Origin of the sequence: Thermoactinomyces sp. FSL K6-2592 (genome assembly GCF_038006465.1) — a bacterium.
GTDB lineage: Bacteria > Bacillota > Bacilli > Thermoactinomycetales > Thermoactinomycetaceae > Thermoactinomyces > Thermoactinomyces vulgaris.
This window is the reverse complement of sequence record NZ_JBBOVH010000001.1, coordinates 1,262,514-1,285,000: the sequence shown is the minus strand read 5'-3', so window position 1 is coordinate 1,285,000 and position 22,487 is coordinate 1,262,514. Positions and strand designations below refer to the sequence as shown.

Genomic DNA, 22,487 nt, shown 5'->3' with positions numbered 1-22,487 from the left:
TAACCTCGCACGTAACCGTCACTCGCCGGTTCATTCTACAAAAGGCACGCCGTCATCCCTTTAAAAGGACTCCGACTGATTGTAAGCACACGGTTTCAGGTTCTCTTTCACTCCCCTCCCGGGGTGCTTTTCACCTTTCCCTCACGGTACTGGTTCACTATCGGTCGCCAGGGAGTATTTAGCCTTGGGAGGTGGTCCTCCCTGCTTCCCACGGGGTTTCACGTGTCCCGCGGTACTCAGGATCCGTCTCGGAGGGTGACCGATTTCGATTACAGGGCTGTTACCTTCTTTGGCGGGCCTTTCCAGAACCACTTCATCTATCCGTCACCTTTGTAACTCCGTGTGAGACGTCCTACAACCCCGGTTGGCAAAGCCAGCCGGTTTGGGCTGTTCCCGTTTCGCTCGCCGCTACTCAGGGAATCGCGTTTGCTTTCTCTTCCTCAGGGTACTAAGATGTTTCAGTTCCCCTGGTATGCCCCCGTCCATCCTATGGATTCAGATGGCGGTGCCAGCTCTTCAAGCTGGCGGGTTCCCCCATTCGGACATCCCCGGATCAACGCTCACTTACAGCTCCCCGGGGCATATCGGTGTTCGTCCCGTCCTTCATCGGCTCCTGGCGCCAAGGCATCCACCGTGTGCCCTTAGTAGCTTACCCTACTGGCTCTCTTGGAGATTACTTCTCCCGGTGATTGCAACTTGACAAGCGACGTGTGAAGATTCTCGTCAAACGATCCTCTTCAACCTCGTCTTGCTTCTTCCATATCTCATTTTCAAGGTGCGTCGTTTTTTCTTTTTGTCAACCGCCTCGCGGCGACAAGAAATAATATATCACGGCCACAAACAAAATGCAACCCTTTTTTATAAAACCATTTATTCCAACAATAAACAAACAAAAAACCCTTCTTCTCATGCAGAAAAGAAGGGTTGTAAAATCCTTGGAGGAATTACGATGGATTGTCCGCCCGTTTGATCCACTCCGGTAAATCGCGGATCACATTTTCAACGGCTACATCCTGCGCATCTCCCGAGCGGCGAAGTTTCATCTCCACCAGACCATCCCCGGCTTTGGCTCCGACGGTAATCCGAACCGGAATTCCGAACAAATCCGCGTCTTTAAATTTGACACCCGCCCGTTCTTTACGGTCATCAAACAATACTTCATATCCGGCTTCCAATAATTCTTGGTACAACTTCTCCGCGGTTTTGGCCTGTACTTCATTTTTCATATTCACCGTAATCAGGTGAACCGTATAAGGGGCAATGGAAGCGGGCCAAATGATTCCCTGTTCATCATGATTCTGCTCCACAACGGATGCAACCGCGCGGGAGATGCCGATGCCGTAACATCCCATAATAAACGGCTGTTCTTTGCCGTTTTCATCCAAAAATCCGGCCTTCATTGCCACGCTGTAGCGGGTTCCCAACTTGAACACATGCCCCACTTCTATCCCGCGGCGCAGAGAAATCGCACCACCGCAACGGGGGCATCTGTCGCCTTCCTGGATATTTCTCAAATCGCCGGTCACATCCACTTCAAAATCTCGCACAGGTTGAACATGAATGAAATGATGATCGGCTTCATTGGCTCCGACAATCAGTTCACTCTGATTCATCACAGCCTGATCCGCCAACACTTTCACTTTTTTCTTCAAGCCCACCGGTCCAACGAACCCGGCAGGAGCCCCTGCGATTTCCTGTACGGTTTGATCATCGGCCAACTCACAAACCGTGGCATTCAACAGATTTTTCACCTTGACATCATTCACTTCATGATCTCCCCGCACCAAAACGAGCACAGGTTCCCCGTCCACCAAAAAGACAAGGCTTTTGGCAAGCTTTGAAACCGGCACATCCAAATATGTTGCAACCTCTTCAATGGTGCGCTTTTGCGGAGTGTGCACTTTTTCCATTTCTTCCACGGAAGCAACATCGGTAGTGTTTTCTTCCCCGGCCACTTCGGCCATTTCCACATTGGCAGAGTAATCACAGGATTCACAGATGACCACTGTATCTTCCCCTGCGTCCGCCAAAGCCATAAACTCATGGGTGCCTTTGCCGCCGATGGCACCGGAGTCGGCTTCCACCGCCCGAAATTCCAAACCGATGCGGGTGAAAATGTTTTTGTATGCCTGATACATCTTTTCATAGGTATCATTCAGCGAGTCCTGATCCGAATGAAACGAATAGGCATCTTTCATAATAAACTCCCGCCCTCTCAACAAGCCGGAACGCGGGCGTTTTTCATCCCGAAATTTGTTTTGGATCTGGTATAAAATCATCGGGAGTTTTTTATAGGAATTGATTTCTCCACGCAACAAATCGGTGATCACTTCCTCATGGGTGGGTCCGATCGCAAAAGGCCGGTCATGCCGGTCTTGCATCGTAAACAAGTCGGGCCCGTAAGTGTCCCAACGGCCGGACTCCTGCCATAATTCAGCCGGATGCAGTGTCGGCAACAACAACTCTTGACCTCCAATGCGATCCATCTCTTCGCGCACAATTTGTTCCACCTTATGTAAAACCCGGTATCCCAAAGGCAGGAAAGTATATATCCCCGCAGCTAATTGCCGGATGAATCCTCCGCGCAGCAACAGCTGGTGACTGATCATTTCTGCTTCCCCGACCGTCCGAAGTGTCGGAGCCATCATATTGTTTTGCCGCATATTCATCCCTCTCTTTTCAAAAAATGCCATTGTTTTTTATCATACATAAAACCATTGAAATAAAAAAGATCCATCCGCCACAAAAAAGGAAAACCGGCCCATCGATCAGAGCCGGGTTTCCGCTTTATCAAGTGAAGAACACTTTTTTTATGTCATTAAAAGTCACCACGAGCATCAACATCATCAGTAAAGCGAACCCAATAAAGTGAACCAGACTTTCCTTGTTCGGACTGATCGGACGGCCGCGAACCGCCTCGATCCCGATGAAAACCAGACGGCTTCCATCCAAAGCCGGGATCGGCAACAGATTAAAAATCCCCAGATTCAGGCTCAAAAGAGCGGTCCAACGGATGAGTGATTCATATCCGGCCTTAGCCGCCTCACCGGTGATGGAACCCATCTGGACAGGCCCGCCCAAACTTTTCAGACCCAGCTGTCCGGTCACCAACTTCCCGAATCCGTCCATGATCATGACAGACCAATCATACGTCTGCCTGAACCCGTCAATGGCTGCTTCCCAAAGGGTGGCGTCTCTTTTCATCTCATTGACATTAAAATAAACCCCGATTTGGTAGACTTCCCCGCTTTTTTGCGGTGTCACCGGAAAATCCAGTTTTTGTCCGTTTCTGTCCACCGTAATGGTCACCGTTTCCCCTTTGGATTCCAACAACTCATACCGCAACGAATCCATGGTATTCACTTTTTTGCCGTTAATGGCCACAATCAAATCATTTTCCCGGATCCCGGCCTTGGCTGCCGGTGAATCCGGAATGGCCTGATCAACCGGCAACCGATCTTCGATTCCGGTTACAAATGTGTAGATGGCAAACAGAATAATGGTCAACGCAATATTAAACAGCGGGCCGGCAAAAATGGTCATCGCCTTTTGTCCGGCAGTTTTGGAGCCAAACTGGCGGTCATACGGCGCAATTTGCAGTTCCGTTTTTTCACTGTAATGAATATTGGCTTGCGGATCCAGGAAATATTTTGCTTCATTTTCATCGGAATCTTCCAGCACCACATACAGCTGTCTTTCCAAATCCGCTTTCACAAGCCTTCCGACAATCAGAGACTCTGTTTCCAACCCTTGCGGATCATACAGGTACAAATGGTTCAGTTTCCCCTCCGGAGTTTGGGTCGCATAAACCATCGTCCCCGTTTTGATTTCAACCATCTCCGCATCTTCACCAGCCATGCGGACATAACCGCCCAAGGGCAAAATCCGGATGGAATAAAGCGTTTCCCCTCGTTTGGTTGCAAAAAGTTTCGGCCCGAAACCGATGGCAAATTCCCGCACTAGAATCCCTGCACGTTTTGCAAAGATAAAATGTCCCAGTTCATGTACAAAGACAAGTAAACTCAGGACCAACACAAATATCACTATGGTTTGCATGGACTATTCATCACCACCCTGGTTGATCACACGCCTTAAATCTAAGCCAACGGAACAAGACCGTCTTGTGCAAATTGGCGGGCCCATCTGTCTGCTTCTTCAATTTCTTCCAACGACGGATTGCTGACCGCCTGATGTGCATCCAGCGTCCGCTCGATAATCTCTTCAATGGCCAAAAAAGTACATTTTCCTTGTAAAAAGGTTTGCACCGCCACTTCATTCGCTGCATTTAACACAGCAGGCACCGTTCCCCCGGTTTTCCCGGCATCATAAGCCATTTTCAAACAAGGATACCGTTTGAAATCCATTTCTTTGAAATCGAGCCGGGATAATTGAACAAAATCCAAGCGTTTTGTCGTCAGTTGCATCCGTTTGGGGTAAGACAAAGCATATTGAATCGGAACCCTCATGTCCGGGGTGCCCAATTGAGCCATCACTGCACCGTCTTTAAATTCAACCATCGAATGGATGACACTCTGCGGATGAAGGACTACATCTATTTTCTCATAAGGAAAATCAAATAACCAGTGCGCTTCAATCACTTCAAATCCTTTGTTCATCATCGTGGCACTGTCAATGGTGATCTTGTTTCCCATTGCCCAGTTCGGATGATTTAACGCTTGTTCCACAGTTGCATCAACCAATTCTTCCCGGCTCCAATCACGAAACGCCCCCCCGGACGCTGTGATGATCACCCTTTCCACATCATCCATCCGCTCACCATGAAGACATTGAAAAAGTGCAGAATGCTCGCTGTCGATCGGCAACAACGGCACTTGATGTTTTTTGGCTTCCGCTGTCACAATATGGCCGGCTGTGACCAGGGTCTCTTTATTCGCCAATCCAATCTTTTTTCCTGCCCGAATGGCTTCCAGGGTCGGGACCAAGCCTTTGCTTCCGACCAAAGCGGAGACAAGATAGGTGGAGTCCGGACTTGCTGCAACCTCCTTCAAGCCTTCGTCTCCCCACATGACACGAACCTCGTCCCCCACTTCCCGCTTCACGGCTTCAGCCGCTTCCCGGGTGGCCATGGACACCAACCGGGGCTGAAATTCCTTCACTTGTTGTATCATCAAATTTGCATTGTTCCCGGCCGCCAAAGCGACCACTTCAAATTGTTCAGGGTGCTCTCTGATTACCGCCAGTGTGCTTGTTCCAATGGACCCAGTGGAACCGAGAATAGCCACCTTTTCTAACATTCCATAGCCCCTTTCAGTCATCACAGAAGTTGAACAAAGTGTAAAATGATAAACGTGAACAGCAAACTGTCAAAACGATCCAAAAATCCGCCATGCCCCGGCAAAAGTGAACCCGAGTCTTTGACACCCGTGCTTCTTTTCCATGCCGATTCGATGAGATCCCCGATTTGACCGACGATGGTGATCAATACGCCAATGGCCACGGCAAACAACAGATTGCCCAGATCGGGAAAAATGAAAAAGATGATGATGCTCAAAAGAGTTCCGCACAAAATTCCGCCAAGAGATCCTTCAATGGTTTTATTCGGGCTGATTTCCGGCATCAGCTTCTGCTTTCCCCATCGCTTGCCGATAAAATAAGCGCCGGTATCATTTGCCCAAGTGGCCAAAATGATCAACAAGGACCAAGCCAAACCGTTCTCTTGCCAAATCGTCACCATCATATAGGAAAATCCATATCCTATGTATATGGCACCCACAAACAAATAAGCCATTTGAAACAGATCAAATTGGTTCCGGCTGAAGACCATCCACAAAAAATACAGAATCAGCCCCAGGATGACCGGTGTGATTCCTTGCAAAAAAGCGAATCCGGAGAAGTTGGGTTGATTGGCAAGCACACTCAAAAAAACCATCAAGATCACAGCAACCCCGATAAAAATTTGCGGGGTGCGAGGCGAAATATTTTTCATTTTTGCATATTCAATAAAGGCCACAATTCCTAAAACAAGCAAGCAAATTGTATATAACCAGGCTTGGCTCATCAATCCCAGAAAAATCACAGCGCCCAATGTACCTGTAATAATTCTCTGTTTCATCGCTATTTCCCCTGTCTATTTACACCGCCCCGAAGCGTCTTGAACGATGCTGGAAATCTTCGATCGCCTGGTAAAAACATTCCGACGAGAAATCAGGCCACAACACATCCGTAAACCACAACTCACTGTATGCAAGCTGCCATAACAAGAAGTTGCTCACCCGGATTTCACCACTTGTCCGGATAACCAGATCGGGATCCGGCAATCCTTTGGTCAACAGATACTCGCTCATCAATTCTTCATTGACTTCTCCTTTATCAATATGACCATTTTCAATGTCTTCTATAATCCGGTGAACAGCCTCTATGATCTCGCTTCTTGCCCCGTAGTTAATGGCAAAATTCAATATCAACCCGGTATTGTCTTTGGTTTTTTCCTCAAACTCCATCAACGCTTTTTGCGTATAATCCGGTGTCTTGCTGATCCCGCCCAAAATCCGGACCTTGACGTTTCGCTTCATCAACTCTTGCAAATCGGTTTTCAAAAACTCCATGGGCAGCTTCATCAGATACTCCACTTCGTCTTTGGGTCTTTTCCAGTTTTCCGTTGAGAAGGAGTAAAAGGTTAATACTTCAACCCCCAGATCATCGGCGGCCCGGATAATTTCGCGGATCCGTTTCATTCCCGCGGCATGACCGGCCGTGCGCGGCATTCCCCTTTTTTTGGCCCAGCGTCCGTTTCCGTCGGTGATAATCGCCACATGCTTGGGCATGGGCGCTTTTTTGATCTTTTCTAACAAATCTTCGGCGGATGAAGTTTCATTCCCCTTGGATCCCATCAAACGCTTCATGGATTTGATCATAGAACATTCCTCCGCAAATAGGTCTCAAAATATCTTAGGTACGAATCAACCTTTTTCCTCCAACAATTTCCTGATTTAGCCAGAAAACCCCCTCTGTGAAGAAGGGGTTTTCACCCGATGAGATCATTCCTCAGATTTCCAGAATTTCTTTCTCTTTGTCCGCAACCACATCATCCACTTTTTTAATATATTGATCCGTCAGTTTTTGGACTTCATCTTGGCCACGGCGCAGGGTGTCTTCCGGAATCTCCCCGTTTTTCTCCATTTTTTTCAATGTGTCGTTGGCATCACGACGGATGTTGCGAATCGCCACTTTGGCATCTTCGCCTGTTTTACGGACCAGTTTGACCAATTCGTTGCGCCGTTCTTCTGTCAAAGCCGGGATGGTGATGCGGATCACGGAACCGTCATTGTTGGGGTTCAACCCAAGCTCGGATTTTAAAATCCCGCGTTCAATTTCCGGCAATACCGATTTGTCCCACGGTTGGATCAGCAAGGTGCGGGGATCCGGAGTGGAAATATTGGCGACTTGGTTCACGGGCATTTCCGAACCGTAATATTCCACGACCACTTTATCCAACAATGAAGGATTGGCCCGTCCGGCACGAATTGAAACCAAATCTTTTTTTAAGACTTGCAGTGCCTTTTCCATCTTCTCCTGAGCTTGCTTTTTTACTTCATCCATATGCTTACACACTCCCTTTTACCAATGTTCCGATTTGCTCTCCCAAAAGCACACGCCGAATGTTTCCTTCTTCGGAGATATTAAAAACAATGAGCGGAATGTCGTTATCCATACACAAGGACGAAGCTGTGGAATCCATTACTTTCAAGCCTTTGTTCAAGATTTCCAGATAAGTCAGCGTATCATATTTTTTGGCGGTCGGCTCTTTCTTGGGATCTGCAGTGTAAACGCCATCCACATTGTTTTTGGCCATCAAAATGACTTCTGCTTCGATCTCAGCCGCTCTGAGCGCCGAGGTCGTATCCGTCGAGAAAAACGGATTGCCGTTTCCGCCGGCAAAGATCACAACCCGGCCTTTTTCCAAGTGGCGAATGGCGCGCCGGCGGATATACGGCTCGGCGACTTGTCGCATTTCAATGGCGGTTTGCACACGGGTCGGCACATCGATGCTTTCCAACGCATCTTGCAATGCCAACGAGTTCATCACCGTGGCGAGCATTCCCATGTAATCGGCAGTGGCCCGGTCAATTCCGCGGGATGATCCCTGAATGCCGCGCCAAATATTGCCGCCTCCCACAACCACAGCCACTTCCACACCGAGTTCGACCACTTCTTTGATTTGTTTGGCCAGCGATTGGATCACGTTAGCATCAATTCCATAACCCCGCTCTCCGGCCAAGGCTTCACCACTTAATTTTAAGATAACTCGCTTATATTTGGGAGTACTCATCGTTTTCCTCCGTTCGTACAAAATCAATATAGATGAATTTTCCTTCAAATCATACAACTTGTCCAGTTTGTTCAAAGAACTTCTAAAAAAATGGGAACACCAAGTTCGTGTTCCCATGTAATTTGTCAACCTTTCTTGACTTGGGACATAACCTCTTCCGCAAAGTTATCTTCACGTTTTTCGAGACCTTCGCCCATTTCGTAACGCACAAAACGACGGATATTGATGTTTTCACCGATCTTGGCGATCATTTCTTTTACCAGTTGATCGATGGTTTTATCCGGGTCTTTGACAAAAGGTTGATCCAAAAGGCAAATGTCTTTGAAATGTTTTTGCAAACGTCCTTCCACCATTTTGTCAACAATGTGTTCCGGTTTGCCTTCTTGAAGCGCTTGTTGTTTTAAAATTTCCCGTTCTTTTTCCACAACGCTTTCCGGAATTTCTTCGCTGCGTACATATTGCGGATTCATTGCGGCAATTTGCATGGCGATATCCCGGACAAAGTTTTTAAAGTCTTCGTTTTTCGCAACGAAATCGGTTTCACAGTTCACTTCCACCAGAACACCGATCCGGCCTCCGGCATGTATGTAGGATTCAACAACCCCTTCCGCTGCGATGCGGTCTGATTTTTTGGCCGCTTTGGCGATTCCTTTTTCACGGAGATATTCGATCGCTTTTTCCATGTCTCCGTTGGTTTCGGTTAAAGCTTTTTTACAATCCATCATTCCCGCGCCTGTTTTTTGACGCAGTTCTTTTACTTGTTGTGCGCTGATTGCCATGAATGCTCCTCCTTTTTTGGTATAGCGTATAAAAAGAGGGGGCCGGCATGAGCCCTGTCATGCCACCCTCTTCATTTTCCGGTCAGGAAGCCGTTGTTGTTTCGCTCGGTTGCTGTTGTTGCTGTTGTTCCCCTTGTTTTCCTTCCAGAATGGCATCGGCGATTTTTCCGGTGAAAAGACGAACCGCACGGATGGCATCGTCGTTCCCCGGAATGACATAGTCGATTTCATCCGGATCACAGTTGGTATCCACAATGGCAATGATCGGGATGTTCAACTTGCGGGCTTCAGCAACCGCAATCCGTTCTTTGCGCGGATCAATCACAAAAATGGCATCCGGCAATTTTTTCATGTATTTGATCCCGCCGAGGAATTTTTCCAATTTTGCCTGCTCTTTTTTCAGCAGAACCACTTCTTTTTTCGGCAATACATCAAAGGTGCCGTCTTCTTCCATGCGTTCCAATTCATGAAGGCGTTCGATGCGTTTGCGGATGGTTTGGAAGTTCGTCAGGGTTCCTCCCAACCAACGGTGGTTGACATAAAACATGTTGGAACGGGTGGCTTCTTCTTTTACAGCTTCTTGTGCTTGTTTTTTCGTTCCAACAAACAAAATGTTTCCGTCATTTGCAGCCAGGTCACGAACGAAATTGTAAGCCTGCTCCATCATTTTCACGGTTTTTTGCAAATCAATGATATAAATGCCGTTGCGTTCCGTGAAAATGTACTTTTTCATTTTCGGGTTCCAACGACGTGTTTGATGACCGAAATGAACCCCAGCTTCCAATAATTGTTTCATTGATACAACTGCCATTTAAAAAATCCTCCTTATTGGTTATTCCTCCGCCAAAGTCATCGCAAGCAGAAACCACTTTCACATGGCACCACTGCCTGCTTTCCTTGACGTGTGTTTTACACCATTGATGAATATACCATATTCATCAAAGCCATCGCAAGAAAAAAACTCCCGTGACACGTCAATTCGAAAAAAACGCCGAATTTCCTTCTTTATAATATATACTGGCTCAAATCACGGTCTTTCACTATATCTTGCAATCGTTCTCTCACATATTCCGGTGTGATCTTGATTTCGCCGGCTCCGATTTCAGGCGCCTCAAAGGACAATTCCTCCAGCAACCGCTCCAAAACGGTGTGGAGACGGCGGGCTCCGATATTTTCCGTCGCGCTGTTCACTTCCGCCGACAAGCGGGCAATCTCACGGATGGCTTCATCGGTGAAGGTCACCCGGATGCCCTCTGTTTCCAACAACGCCGTGTACTGTTTGATCAGCGCGCTTTTGGGCTCGGTTAAAATCCTTACAAAATCATCGGCCGTCAAATCGCTCAGTTCGACACGGATCGGGAAGCGGCCCTGAAGTTCGGGAATCAGATCCGACGGTTTGGACACATGAAACGCCCCTGCGGCGATAAACAAAATGTGATCGGTTTTCACCGGCCCGTATTTGGTCATCACCGTCGAACCCTCCACGATCGGCAAAATGTCGCGCTGCACGCCTTCACGGGAGACATCCGGGCCATGTCCGTCCTTCCCGGCCACTTTATCAATTTCATCCAAAAAGATGATTCCCGATTGCTCCACCCGTTCCAAAGCTTCCTGGGTGACTTGGTCCATGTCGATTAATTTTTGCCCTTCCTGCTGGGTTAATATTTCGCGGGCCTCTTTCACCGTGACTCTCCGCTTTTTGGTTTTCTTCGGCATCAAATGCCCGAGCATCTCCTGCATGTTCATTCCCATTTGTTCCGCGCCGGTTCCGGCAAACATGTCAAACATGGCCGGAGCCTGCTCTTCCACTTCGATTTCGATCACGCGGTCTTCCAGTTCTCCGCGCAATAACTTCTCCTTGAGGATCCGCCGGTCTTCTTTCAGCTTGCTTTCATCCTGTTGCGTCTGACTGGCCGGGGGGGAGGATTGATTTTGTTGGAATAGAAACTCAATCGGATTTTTAAAAGTTGGCGCGGCCTTTTTGCCGGGGGCCAGAATTTCGACAATCCGGTCATTGGCCATGGCACGCGCCTCATCCTTCACACTTTCCAACTTTTCTTTTTTCACCATGCGAACCCCGGTCTCCACCAAATCGCGGACCATGGATTCCACATCCCGGCCGACATAACCCACTTCGGTGAATTTGGTGGCTTCCAGTTTGACGAAAGGCGCACCGACCAACTTCGCCAGCCTGCGGGCAATCTCGGTTTTTCCCACCCCTGTCGGGCCAATCATCAAAATGTTTTTGGGAACCACTTCATCTTTCAGTTCATCCGGCAACAGCGTGCGGCGGTAACGGTTCCGGAGAGCGATCGCAACGGCGCGTTTTGCTTCATTCTGCCCGATGATGTACTTATCCAATTCTGCAACAATTTGCCGGGGAGTCCATTTTTCTCGAGGGTTGTACACGGGCGCCATCATGAGACCTCCTCAACCAGAATTTGATTGTTGGTAAACACGCAAACTTCGCTGGCAATGGTTAATGCGGCTTCAGCCATTTCTTTTGCGGACAGATGGGGCGCATACCGTTTCAACGCCCTGCCGGCAGACAATGCAAAGCTTCCTCCCGAACCGATCGCCAACATCCCGTCATCCGGCTCGATCACTTCACCGGTACCGGAGATCAAAAACAATTTCTCCACGTTCATCACGATCATCATGGCTTCCAGTTTCCGCAAAACCTTATCGGAACGCCATTCCTTGGCCAGTTCCACCGCTGCCCTCGCCAGGTTCCCATGGTATTCTTCCAGCTTCCTTTCAAACTTCTCAAACAGCGTCATCGCATCCGCGACGGATCCGGCAAAACCGGCCACCACTTTTCCGTGATACAAGCGGCGCACTTTTTTCGCGCCGTGTTTCATGATCATTTGATTGCCAAAAGTCACCTGACCGTCTCCGGCCATGGCCGCTTTTCCTTCATGCTGTATGGCAAAGATGGTCGTTGCATGAAAATCTCCCAATCTTGGTTCCCCCTTTTTCCGGGCCAATCGAAATTTCCCGTCAATCATGCATGATCGTTTGAAAATGCCGCATCAAGAAGAGACGGGGACTTGTTTGCGAAATTCCTCAATACTTTCCAAAGCGCGTTCAGCGTATTTTTCCGCCCGCTCTTTCTTGTTGCGGATCCGTTTGGGCAAAGCTTCAAATAATCCGAAGTTTGCATTCATCGGCTGAAAATGTTTCGGATCGGTATGGGTGATATAATGAGCCAGGCTTCCAATGGCTGTCGTCCGGGGCGGAACCGTCAGTTCTTCCCCCTTTACCAGACGGGCGGCATTGATGCCCGCAATGAGACCGGACGCCGCCGACTCCACATAACCTTCCACTCCGGTCATTTGGCCGGCAAAGAACAGTTGGTCATTTTTCCTGAATTGATAGGTGGGAAGAAGAAGTTTGGGTGAATTGATAAATGTGTTCCGGTGCATCACCCCGTACCGGACGATCTCGGCATTTTCCAAACCGGGAATCATCCGGATGACTTCTTTTTGCGGCCCCCATTTCAAATGGGTTTGGAAGCCGACAATATTGTAAAGGGTGCCGGCACTGTTGTCCTGCCGCAGTTGCACGACGGCAAACGGCTGTTTTCCGGTCCGCGGATCGGTTAACCCGACCGGCTTCATGGGACCGAACAACAATGTTTTTTTCCCTCTTTTGGCGAGCACTTCAACCGGCATGCATCCCTCAAAGAAAATTTCTTTTTCAAAATCCTTCAAGGGCGCTGTCTCCGCTTGAATCAACGCCTCATAAAAACGGTCAAACTCTTCTTCCGTCATGGGACAGTTGATATAAGCGGCTTCCCCTTTATCATAACGGGACTGGACAAAAACTTTTTCCATATCGATTGAATCTTTTTCGACAATGGGAGCCGCTGCATCATAAAAGTACAAATATTCCTCGCCGGTCAAAGCCTTCAGTTTTTCCGACAGCGTCTTGGATGTGAGCGGACCGGTGGCGATCACGGTCGGCCCCTCGGGCAATTCGGTGATTTCTTCATGATAAATTTCAATGTTGGGATGGCGGGAAAGCGTTTGGGTGATTTCCTCCGAAAAACTTTCCCGGTCCACGGCAAGCGCTCCGCCGGCCGGAACCGCATGCCGGTCTGCCGCTTTCATCACAATGGAATGGAGGCGGCGCATTTCTTCTTTTAACACGCCCACCGCATTGGTCAACGATGCGCTTCTCAACGAGTTGCTGCACACCAATTCGGCAAATTGCCCCCCGCGATGGGCGGGTGTCATTTTCACGGGCCTCATTTCATACAATTTCACTTTGATTCCGCGCTCGGCGATTTGCCAAGCGGCTTCGCTTCCTGCCAACCCCGCTCCCACAACAGTCACTTGTGTCATCTTTTTACGTCCCCTCCGTCAATTTTTTTCTTCTTCATAATCACAAACGGTACAACGAATCATGGTCTGCTTTTTCTTTGCTTTTTTCTCCACCATCAGGTTCCCGCACTTCGGGCATGGACGGGGAACCGGCCGGTCCCACGAAACAAAATCGCATTCCGGGTATCGGCTGCATCCGTAAAACAGTCGGGATTTTTTGCTCTTCCGTTCAACGATTTCCCCTTCTTTGCATTTGGGGCACGGGACCCCGGTCGATTTGACAATCGGTTTGGTATTGCGGCAATCCGGAAAAGCGGAACAAGCCAAAAACTTCCCGTAGCGGCCGAACTTGTATACCATCGGGCTGCCACACTTTTCACAGACTTCCCCGGACACTTCGTCTTGGATTTCCACTTCTTCCATCTCTTTTTCCGCCACGGACAACTGTTTTTGAAACGGATGATAAAACCGGTCCAAAATTTCAATCCAATCGGCTTTTCCTTCCTCCACCTTGTCCAGGTCTTCTTCCAGATTGGCCGTAAACTCCACATTTAAGATTTCCGGGAAAAACTGCTGCATTAAATCAATCACAATTTCCCCCAGCTCGGAAGGAACAAAACGTTTATCTTCCAGAAGGACATATCCCCGTTTCTGGATGGTATCCAAAATCGGGGCGTAAGTACTCGGGCGCCCAATCCCTTTATCTTCCAGCTCTTTGACGAGGCTGGCTTCGGTATAACGGGGCGGAGGTTGGGTGAAATGTTGTTTGGGCTCAACGGACTTCCGCTTTAACACCTGCCCCTTGGCGAGCTCCGGCAAAAACTTGTCTTCTTCCTTTTTCTTCTGATCCTCGCCTTCCACATACACTTTCATAAATCCCGGGAACTTGACTTTGGATCCGCTTGCCTTAAACAACGCTTCCCCGACCCGAATATTTGCCGAAACCGCATCAAAAACGGCCGGCGCCATTTGAGAAGACACAAAACGGTCCCAAATCAATTTGTACAACCGGTATTGGTCCCGGGACAAATAACTTTTGATTTCTGACGGAACCCGGAAGACAGAGGTCGGACGAATCGCTTCGTGGGCATCTTGCGCGCCCGATTTCTGTTTGTGCGAGTGCGGTGTTTTCGGCAAGTATTCCGCTCCAAATGTTTCGGTGATGTATTCGCGCGCTTCGCTTTGGGCCGTTTTCGAAATCCGGGTGGAATCCGTCCGCATATAGGTGATCAGCCCCACCGTTCCTTGTTTGCCAATGTCCACCCCTTCATATAACTGCTGGGCGACCGCCATCGTCTTCTGGGCGCGAAAACCGAGCTTCCGGGCGGCTTCCTGCTGCAACGTGCTCGTGATAAACGGGCCGGCCGGATTTCGTCTGCGTTCGCTGGTTTTCACCTCTTCGACAACGAAGCGCTTTCCCTTGATTGCTTCAAGCAGTTGATCCACATCTTCTTTGGAACCCAACTTCGTTTTCTTTTTTCCGTAACCGTAAAATTTGGCTTCAAAAGGCTCTTCGCCGCTTAACAGAACGGCCGTCACGGTCCAGTACTCTTCTGGTTTGAACTCCCGGATTTCATTTTCCCGGTCGATGATCAACTTGACCGCCACCGATTGGACCCGTCCGGCACTCAAGCCTTTTTTCACCTTCTTCCACAACAGCGGGCTGATGTTATAACCCACCAGCCGATCCAAAATCCGCCTCGCCTGTTGGGCATTCACCAAGTCCATGTTGATTTCCCGGGGATGCTTGAATGCTTCTTTGACGGCTTGTTTGGTGATTTCATTGAAAACGACCCGGCATTTTTGCTCCAGCGGAACATTCAAACTGTGTGCCAGATGCCAGGCAATCGCTTCACCTTCCCGGTCCGGGTCCGCCGCCAGATAGACCTTTTCCACTTTTTTCTTGGCATCACGCAATTCTTTTAAGATATCCCCTTTTCCGCGGACGGTGATATATTTGGGTTCAAACTGTTTTTCCACATTGACGCCCATCTGGCTTTTGGGCAAATCCCGCACATGTCCCATGGAAGCTTTCACGATGTATTTGCTTCCCAAATATTTTTTTATGGTTTTGGCTTTAGCCGGTGATTCAACAATCACTAGTGAATCGGCCATCTATGGCCCTCCCCTCATTCTTGCCACTTCTCTTATTTGCACTCGTATTTGATACAATACCAAATTGTGACCAAAGTGTTCAACTTCCGGACACTTGGTTTGAAGATGCTTTGTTGCATCACTTGCGGATATACCGGGCTCCGGGAAGGGAGGCAATCACCTGCTTCATCTCCAAGGTGACCAGTGCCTGATGGATTTCTCCCGGAGCCCTTTGTTGATCAAACCGCTCCAACAACTGATTGATGTGGATTGGTTCATCCAACGGAATTTGTCCGTAGATTTGCTCTTCTATATCATTTAAGTCAATCGGACTCAAATTATGCAAACCGTCCGGAAGGGTGCCGGTCAAAGAGAGTCCCTCCAGCTCTTCCAGGATATCTGACGGCTGGCGCACGCATTTTGCCCCGTCCTGGATCAGTTTTAATGTTCCCTGGCTTTGGACGGAAGTCATCATCCCCGGAACCGCAAAAACTTCCCTTCCTTGCTCCATGCTGAACCCGGCAGTGATCAAAGACCCCGATTTTTCCGCAGCTTCCACCACCAGCGTTCCGTACGAAAGGCCGCTGATAATCCGGTTCCGTCTGGGAAAGACCCCGGGATGGGGCCGGGTGCCGGGAGGCATTTCGGAAATTACCGCCCCGTGCTCCACCAACTGCTCATAAAGCCGGCGATGATTTTTGGGATAAATGACATCCACCCCCGTCCCCAAAACGGCAATGGTTTTGCCTCCCACCCGCAGTGCGGACCGGTGTGCCTCTCCGTCGATTCCGTTGGCCATCCCGCTGACGATAGTCCACCCACGTTCCGCCAACGGCGTCACCAGCTCCCGCGTTGCCCGGAGTCCGTAAGGCGTCGGTTTTCTTGTTCCAACCACGGCAAGCGATTTTTGCGCCAACAAAGATGAATCCCCACGAATATATAACACCCACGGCGGTTGGGCAATCTCTTTCAACAAAGAAGGATAGGCCGGATCAAAAAACGTCACGGTCTGAATCTGCATTTTTCCCAGGTTTCGCATCACTTTTTCAACCAACGCGGAAGTTAATTCGCTTTTCACCTTCCTGATCACTATTTGCCTCACCTGGGACCGCGTCAACCGGTTCAATAAATCGTCCGGCACGGGCTCTTGCGGTTTCCATCCCGCTTGAATCAATGAATGAATGGTGTGCCATCCCACCGACTGAATGTGATCCAATGCGATCAGCCAAGAGTAAGCATGCAACGGCCAACACCTCTTTTGCAAGAAAATGAATATCTTCTTAAAGTCGACACCTGTGATGCGTTCAGGTCTTTTTTCCAATATTACAAAGTACCATTTCCCCGCCATTTCTCCTTCCGCCGGATCCTGATTTCCCCAAAAACCATCACTGCCGCGGCCCTTCCCAATAAAAAAAGGGAACCTAAAAGGTTCCCTTCATTCATCACTTTGCCGTCACTTCGTCCAACAACCCTTTTTCCTCCAAGACTTTCACAAGGGTTTCGCCGATGACAGCCGGTGTTTCCGCCACTTTTACGCCACAGCGTTCCAACGTGGCAATTTTTTCGGCAGCGGTTCCTTTTCCTCCGGAGATAATCGCACCCGCGTGTCCCATGCGTTTTCCGGGAGGTGCGGTTTGTCCGCCGATAAAGCCGACCACCGGTTTTGTCATATGGGCTTTGATCCATTCGGCCGCTTCTTCTTCTGCCGTACCGCCGATTTCCCCGATCATGATCACCGCTTTGGTGTCCGGATCTTCTTCAAAAGCTTTCAAACAATCAATGAAGTTTGTCCCGTTGATCGGATCGCCCCCGATGCCGACTGCCGTCGATTGGCCGATCCCGCGTGTGCTCAATTGATGGACGGCTTCATAGGTGAGCGTTCCGCTCCGCGATACGATCCCGACATGTCCGGGAACATGAATGTATCCCGGCATAATTCCGATTTTGCACTCGCCCGGAGTGATGACACCCGGACAGTTCGGGCCGATCAGGCGTGTCTTTTTCCCCTCCATGTACCGTCTTACTTTCACCATGTCCAATACCGGGATGCCTTCGGTGATGCACACGACCAACTCCAATCCGGCATCCACCGCTTCCATGATGGCATCGGCTGCAAAGGCCGGAGGCACATAAATCGCAGAAGCATTGGCCCCGGTCGCTTCCACGGCTTCCTGCACCGTGTTGAAAACGGGAACTCCTTCGATCTCCTGTCCCCCTTTCCCCGGGGTGACACCGCCGACCACTTGTGTCCCGTACTCAATCGCCTGTTTGGTATGAAACAATCCGGTTGACCCTGTAATTCCCTGGATGATCACTTTTGTATCCTTATTTACAAAAATACTCATCTAAAACTCCCACCTTTCTCGGGCGATCTGTCATCAAAATCTTACTTCACCAGTTCCACGATTTTTTGCGCGCCATCCGCCAAAGAATCGGCTGCTACAATTTCCAGGCCGGATTCCTGCAGGATTTTCTTGCCGAGTTCGACGTTGGTGCCTTCCAGACGAACCACCAACGGCCGGTCCAGTTTGATTTGTTTTGCCGCTTCCACCACTCCGCTGGCGATCACGTCACATTTCATGATTCCGCCGAAAATATTGACAAAGATTCCTTTGACATTTTCATCCGACAAAATAATTTTAAAAGCTTCCCGCACTTTGTCCGCGGTTGCGCCGCCCCCGACATCCAGGAAGTTGGCAGGTTCTCCGTTATAATGTTTGATGATGTCCATGGTGGCCATGGCTAAGCCGGCTCCATTCACCATGCAGCCGATATTTCCATCGAGTGCAATATAGTTCAGATCGTATTTGGAAGCTTCAACCTCTTTCGGATCTTCTTCATCCAAGTCGCGCATTTCTAAAATATCAGGATGGCGGAACAATGCATTCGAATCAAAATTCAATTTCGCGTCCAATGCCATGACACGTCCGTCTTTCGTTGTAATGAGCGGGTTGATTTCCGCCAGGGAACAATCATTGTCGACAAACGCCTGATAAAGGCCCAACATAAATTTTACCGCTTTATTGACTTTCTCTTGCGGGATGTTGATCGAATAAGCCAAACGGCGCGCTTGGAACGGCATCATTCCAACCGCCGGATCAATCACTTCCTTAAAGATTTTCTCCGGAGTTTTGGCGGCCACTTCTTCGATCTCGGTTCCTCCTTCTTCGGAAGCCATCATGACGACACGTTGGGTGGACCGGTCAATCACCACTCCAACATAATATTCTTTTTCAATTGGGAGTCCTTCTTCAATTAACAATCGTTTGACTTCTTTTCCTTCCGGACCGGTTTGATGGGTCACCAGCGTCTTCCCGAGCAATTCATCCGCATATTGACGGACTTCTTCCAAACTTTTGGCCAATTTCACGCCACCGGCTTTTCCGCGGCCCCCGGCATGAATTTGCGCTTTGACAACCCACAGGTCTCCTTCCAGCTTTTTCGCAGCTTCCACCGCTTCATCGGCTGTGAACGCGACAAAGCCGTTCGGAACCTGAACGCCATATTTTTTCAGGATTTGCTTTCCTTGATACTCATGAACATTCATTCCGCAATCCCCCAATCCTTGGTCATAACCACAAAAAACACGCCAAACCCTGGTTCATGATTTATGTATTCCATCCTTCTGTATCCCCTTACATAACCGGGTACCAGTCAGACAGAAAATCTTTTTTTAATGTTTGGCCACATTCTGAAGTATATCTCACGGTTTTGCTTTTGCCAACCGGGAGCAAACCGGGCACTTCCGGTTCCCGACAAAAAAACGAGAGGATTCCGCCTCAGACCCTCCCGTTTTTAAAAATTTTACCGCAATAAGTCAATCGCAGTTAAAATAATAAAGATCAATAAGAAAACCCCGGCGGCTCCCAATGCACCTTTCACGGCGTCAATAAAATCATTTTCCTGGTTACGGGGCGTTTCCTTGCCGGACGTGTTCATGGATTTCCCTCCTTCTCCCATTCCATTTTTCCCAATCATGGTCCCTTTCATAAATCCTTACGTTGGTATTATACTGTTGCCTGCCGGATTCTAGCAACCGCATTTCCGCAGGCCTTTTCTTCAAGCCAGTCCATTGTTTTAAGGCTCGTCCGTGTTTTAATATAAAAAGAGTACGATTTTAAAACAGGGGAGAAAATCATTGAACATCCGCTTTCAAACGCCTTATCAATATGTTTTCATCCATCAAGAAATCAAGCATTTGCTGCTGTTGTGGAAAAAAGAACGAAAAAGAGAAATCTATATTATTGAAGAAGAAAAAGAAGACGAAATGGTCTTGCGTTATCCGGGGGAAACCTACAGCGATTTGATTCTGCAAGAGTTGGAACCGCTTTTCTTCCAACGGCTGGAAGTGGAAGGAAGGACATTCCTGGCGGTTTTGGGCGCCACTTTCACCCATCAACAGCGAACCATGGCCATGTATTATGACCCGGATCATCCCGACAAATCCCTGTTCTTTTTTGAATATTCAGGGGAGGAAATCTTCGAAATCGCCGAAAACGAATATCCGGAAGTCGTACAAACATTTATGCGGGAATTTCCGGAATATTTCACGGAAACCCCCGGCTGATGAAAAGCCGCTTTCCGAATGGAAGGCGGCTTTATTTTCTACCAAGATACTAAACTATTTATAAAATATATAATCACCTTTTTGCGAGCAAATAATATACTATAGTAACTTCAAAGAATGCCAGTTGAAAACAAGGAGGTGTCGTCATTGAATGGCAACCGGAAACACCTCGATCAACTTTCGGGACAAATGGAACAAATCATGAGAATGAAAATATACAACTTATTGATCAAAAGTCTGGATGATGAAAAACTCCCCCCAAAACTGCAGAATTTAATCAATTTGGCAGAAGTGTTCCAACCAGGGACCAAAAACAAGATAAAGCAACTCATCCAACAAGATGTCTTGCACCGAAACAAATCGGCGCCCTCCCGGACGAGAGGAGGCGCAAACAATGACCTGTTATAGACGGCGAAAGAAACTCCGGAAAAGGAAGAAAAAACCGACTTTGTGCAGGCACTGCCGCAGACTGCTTCTGCTAAAAAACGTTTCCCCCCGCAAAAAACGAAGACGTCCGACACGCCCTTCCTCCGCAGACAGCTCCGTCAACAACGCCGCGACCATCGATGGCGCGATCAGCGGTCTGATTAATATCATCGTCCAAATCCCCGTCAATGTAGGTGATTCCACATCGTTGAATGAAAGTGACCAAAACTCGGTATCCAATGCCGTGTAAGTTCTGTGAACCCCATTGAAAGGAGGTGAAACAGGATGAGTAAAAACTCCTTTACCCCCGAAGAGTTGGAACAAATCCGCGCCATTTTGGACGAAGCCATCCGGGAAAATGTCCCGCAATCCCAACAAGTGGAAGCGCAACAAACCGCGATTGATTTTCTCAATTATATCCTGACTTTGCCCGGAGCCCTCACCGGATCTGCCAGAGTAGCCGTAGCGAATGCAACAGGCATCCTCATTGATTTCATCACGGCACTCGTCAACCTGTTGATGTCGATCCTCATCGGCAACGGAAACGGAGGAACGACAACCGGCGCATCCCTGATGCAATCCCTGGCTCCCAATCTGGTCAATGTCATCGCGAAAAAAGTTCCGGTGACGGAAGAACAAAAAAAGCAAATTGAACAGCAAATCAAACAACAATTCTCCTCCAAGCAATCCGCTGCGGATTCTGAAAAGAAAGAGTAATCCGAATCCAATGTGATCATTTTCCCTGAAAGGAGGTGCAAGGCTTATGCATTGCCATGCAAGAAAGAAAGTCGTGGTCGTTGTAGCCCGCCGCAGACGCCGCCGGTCCTTCAGCGCACGCGCATCCGTCAACAACGCTCCCCGGACCGGTGCACAAAGTGCCGGCTTGCTCAACCTGAACGTGCAAGTACCCATTAACTTAGGAGATGCTCAGGCCTTCAGCGGCAGCAGAGGTAACTCGACCAGCAATCTCCTCTGATGAATGATGCCGGGGGAGTTCATCTCCCCCTTCCCTTCCTGATTTGACATCCACTTCTCCCGACCCGTCTTTGTCCGGCAATCCTTGTGAAAGGGGGTGACGCGGTATGTCCTGCTGCACGAGAAGAAAGAAAGTTGTAGTGGTTGTGCCACACCGTCGCAGACGCCGCCGCGGCGGATGCCAAGCCCGGGTGAATAACGGAGCCACCACCGGAGCTCAAAGTGCCGGTCTCATCAACTTGAACCTGCAAATCCCGATTAACTTGGGAGATGCACAAACCATCTGCGGTGGAAGCGGCAACTCCACCAGCAACCTCTTATAACCAGCGCAACTGCGCTTCCATCCGACACGAGAGGGCAACCGCCCTCTTTTTTTTACGCGTGGATTTTGATGCAATATTTTTCGTTTCCACAAAAAAAAGACTTGGCTAAATGATCGTAACTAAATTTTATTTCTGAATTAATTTATTATAAACTAATAGATATTCCCCAAAAATCAACATTTATCCAAGGCGAAACAAAGGAGGAAATTTATGAAGCATTCCAAGCAACAGGATATTCCGTTTCTTTGGGCATTATTCCCGCTTCTGGTGATGATCGTCACCATGGCCGTTACGATCATCCGGTTTGAAGGACCCCCCCACATCCCGCTGATCGTCGGCACCATCACGGCCGGTCTGGTCGCACACTTTCACGGCCATTCATGGAAGAATATGGAGGGAGGGATGTATCAAGGCATCCGCCTGGCTTTACCCGCCATGTTAATTATCATTCTGGTCGGACTGATCATCGCCACTTGGATCGGCGGGGGAATTATCGCCTCTTTGATTTATTACGGACTGAAGATCATGACCCCTTCCCTCTTTCTGGTCAGCATCTGTTTGATCTGTTGTGTCGTGTCCCTTGCGATCGGCAGTTCCTGGTCCACGATGGGGACCATCGGCGTCGCCGGCATGGGAATCGGGATCAGCATGGGCATTCCACCCTTTCGTGGCGGGAGCCATCATATCCGGAGCCTATTTCGGCGATAA

Annotated in this window: 23 protein-coding genes and 1 rRNA gene (1 of these 24 only partly in view); 6 read left to right on the top strand and 18 right to left on the bottom strand. The window is 48.9% G+C overall.

Features of this window, described 5'->3' with window-relative positions; translation table 11 throughout:
• The 18 genes from NYE37_RS06830 to NYE37_RS06745 form a co-directional block, all read right to left on the bottom strand.
• Positions 1-655: ribosomal RNA gene (locus NYE37_RS06830) — 23S ribosomal RNA — on the bottom strand; it reaches 2,281 nt to the left of the window's first position.
• 289 nt (positions 656-944) lie between these two features.
• On the bottom strand, positions 945-2,663 hold the full coding sequence (locus NYE37_RS06825) for a proline--tRNA ligase (protein ID WP_198050734.1): 1,719 nt from the start codon (positions 2,661-2,663) through the stop codon (positions 945-947).
• A gap of 127 nt (positions 2,664-2,790) precedes the next feature.
• On the bottom strand, positions 2,791-4,056 hold the full coding sequence (gene rseP, locus NYE37_RS06820; protein WP_049720232.1) for an RIP metalloprotease RseP: 1,266 nt from the start codon (positions 4,054-4,056) through the stop codon (positions 2,791-2,793).
• Positions 4,057-4,097: 41 nt separating this feature from the next.
• Entirely contained in the window at positions 4,098-5,255 is a 1,158-nt protein-coding gene (locus NYE37_RS06815; protein ID WP_037997195.1) for a 1-deoxy-D-xylulose-5-phosphate reductoisomerase, read from the bottom strand.
• A gap of 20 nt (positions 5,256-5,275) precedes the next feature.
• Entirely contained in the window at positions 5,276-6,073 is a 798-nt protein-coding gene (locus tag NYE37_RS06810) for a phosphatidate cytidylyltransferase (RefSeq protein ID WP_037997197.1), read from the bottom strand.
• Between the two features lie 19 nt (positions 6,074-6,092).
• Entirely contained in the window at positions 6,093-6,875 is a 783-nt protein-coding gene (locus NYE37_RS06805) for an isoprenyl transferase (protein ID WP_037997201.1), read from the bottom strand.
• Positions 6,876-7,005: 130 nt separating this feature from the next.
• Positions 7,006-7,560, bottom strand: coding sequence for a ribosome recycling factor (gene frr / locus NYE37_RS06800; RefSeq protein ID WP_037997203.1), 555 nt, complete (start codon positions 7,558-7,560; stop codon positions 7,006-7,008).
• A 4-nt stretch (positions 7,561-7,564) separates the two neighbouring features.
• Positions 7,565-8,290, bottom strand: coding sequence for a UMP kinase (gene pyrH, locus NYE37_RS06795; RefSeq protein WP_037997206.1), 726 nt, complete (start codon positions 8,288-8,290; stop codon positions 7,565-7,567).
• A gap of 125 nt (positions 8,291-8,415) precedes the next feature.
• Positions 8,416-9,069: a translation elongation factor Ts gene (gene tsf, locus NYE37_RS06790; RefSeq protein WP_049720233.1), complete on the bottom strand. Its 654-nt coding sequence runs from the start codon at positions 9,067-9,069 to the stop codon at positions 8,416-8,418.
• A gap of 82 nt (positions 9,070-9,151) precedes the next feature.
• Positions 9,152-9,880 carry a 30S ribosomal protein S2 gene (gene rpsB / locus NYE37_RS06785; protein WP_037997210.1) on the bottom strand — a complete coding sequence of 243 codons (729 nt, stop codon included), beginning with the start codon at positions 9,878-9,880 and terminating at the stop codon, positions 9,152-9,154.
• Between the two features lie 194 nt (positions 9,881-10,074).
• Entirely contained in the window at positions 10,075-11,487 is a 1,413-nt protein-coding gene (gene hslU / locus NYE37_RS06780; protein WP_049720235.1) for an ATP-dependent protease ATPase subunit HslU, read from the bottom strand.
• On the bottom strand, positions 11,487-12,029 hold the full coding sequence (gene hslV, locus NYE37_RS06775; protein ID WP_037997217.1) for an ATP-dependent protease subunit HslV: 543 nt from the start codon (positions 12,027-12,029) through the stop codon (positions 11,487-11,489). The genes hslU and hslV overlap by 1 nt, the downstream gene beginning before the upstream one ends.
• A 72-nt stretch (positions 12,030-12,101) precedes the next feature.
• Entirely contained in the window at positions 12,102-13,415 is a 1,314-nt protein-coding gene (gene trmFO / locus NYE37_RS06770) for an FADH(2)-oxidizing methylenetetrahydrofolate--tRNA-(uracil(54)-C(5))-methyltransferase TrmFO (protein WP_037997220.1), read from the bottom strand.
• Positions 13,416-13,433: 18 nt separating this feature from the next.
• On the bottom strand, positions 13,434-15,509 hold the full coding sequence (gene topA / locus NYE37_RS06765; RefSeq protein ID WP_037997223.1) for a type I DNA topoisomerase: 2,076 nt from the start codon (positions 15,507-15,509) through the stop codon (positions 13,434-13,436).
• A gap of 118 nt (positions 15,510-15,627) precedes the next feature.
• On the bottom strand, positions 15,628-16,731 hold the full coding sequence (gene dprA, locus NYE37_RS06760) for a DNA-processing protein DprA (RefSeq protein ID WP_198050736.1): 1,104 nt from the start codon (positions 16,729-16,731) through the stop codon (positions 15,628-15,630).
• Positions 16,732-16,930: 199 nt separating this feature from the next.
• Positions 16,931-17,833, bottom strand: coding sequence for a succinate--CoA ligase subunit alpha (gene sucD, locus NYE37_RS06755; protein WP_037997229.1), 903 nt, complete (start codon positions 17,831-17,833; stop codon positions 16,931-16,933).
• 41 nt (positions 17,834-17,874) lie between these two features.
• A complete protein-coding gene (gene sucC / locus NYE37_RS06750; RefSeq protein ID WP_037997232.1) occupies positions 17,875-19,035 on the bottom strand; it encodes an ADP-forming succinate--CoA ligase subunit beta in 1,161 nt (386 codons plus the stop codon).
• Positions 19,036-19,292: 257 nt separating this feature from the next.
• On the bottom strand, positions 19,293-19,427 hold the full coding sequence (locus NYE37_RS06745; protein WP_255347202.1) for a hypothetical protein: 135 nt from the start codon (positions 19,425-19,427) through the stop codon (positions 19,293-19,295).
• Between the two features lie 199 nt (positions 19,428-19,626).
• Here NYE37_RS06745 and NYE37_RS06740 point away from each other — a divergent pair, with 199 nt between their 5' ends.
• The 6 genes from NYE37_RS06740 to NYE37_RS06715 all read left to right on the top strand — a co-directional run bounded on the left by NYE37_RS06740 (position 19,627) and on the right by NYE37_RS06715 (position 22,487).
• Positions 19,627-20,055, top strand: coding sequence for a hypothetical protein (locus NYE37_RS06740; protein WP_037997237.1), 429 nt, complete (start codon positions 19,627-19,629; stop codon positions 20,053-20,055).
• Positions 20,056-20,202: 147 nt separating this feature from the next.
• Entirely contained in the window at positions 20,203-20,463 is a 261-nt protein-coding gene (locus NYE37_RS06735) for a hypothetical protein (RefSeq protein ID WP_037997239.1), read from the top strand.
• Positions 20,450-20,731: a hypothetical protein gene (locus NYE37_RS06730; RefSeq protein WP_037997241.1), complete on the top strand. Its 282-nt coding sequence runs from the start codon at positions 20,450-20,452 to the stop codon at positions 20,729-20,731. Before NYE37_RS06735 ends, NYE37_RS06730 begins: the two co-directional genes overlap by 14 nt.
• A gap of 35 nt (positions 20,732-20,766) precedes the next feature.
• Positions 20,767-21,198 (top strand): hypothetical protein, encoded by a 432-nt coding sequence (locus NYE37_RS06725; protein WP_037997244.1) that lies wholly within the window; start codon positions 20,767-20,769, stop codon positions 21,196-21,198.
• A gap of 365 nt (positions 21,199-21,563) precedes the next feature.
• Positions 21,564-21,779 carry a hypothetical protein gene (locus NYE37_RS06720; protein WP_037997249.1) on the top strand — a complete coding sequence of 72 codons (216 nt, stop codon included), beginning with the start codon at positions 21,564-21,566 and terminating at the stop codon, positions 21,777-21,779.
• A 210-nt stretch (positions 21,780-21,989) separates the two neighbouring features.
• Positions 21,990-22,487: a hypothetical protein gene (locus NYE37_RS06715; protein ID WP_198050737.1), complete on the top strand. Its 498-nt coding sequence runs from the start codon at positions 21,990-21,992 to the stop codon at positions 22,485-22,487.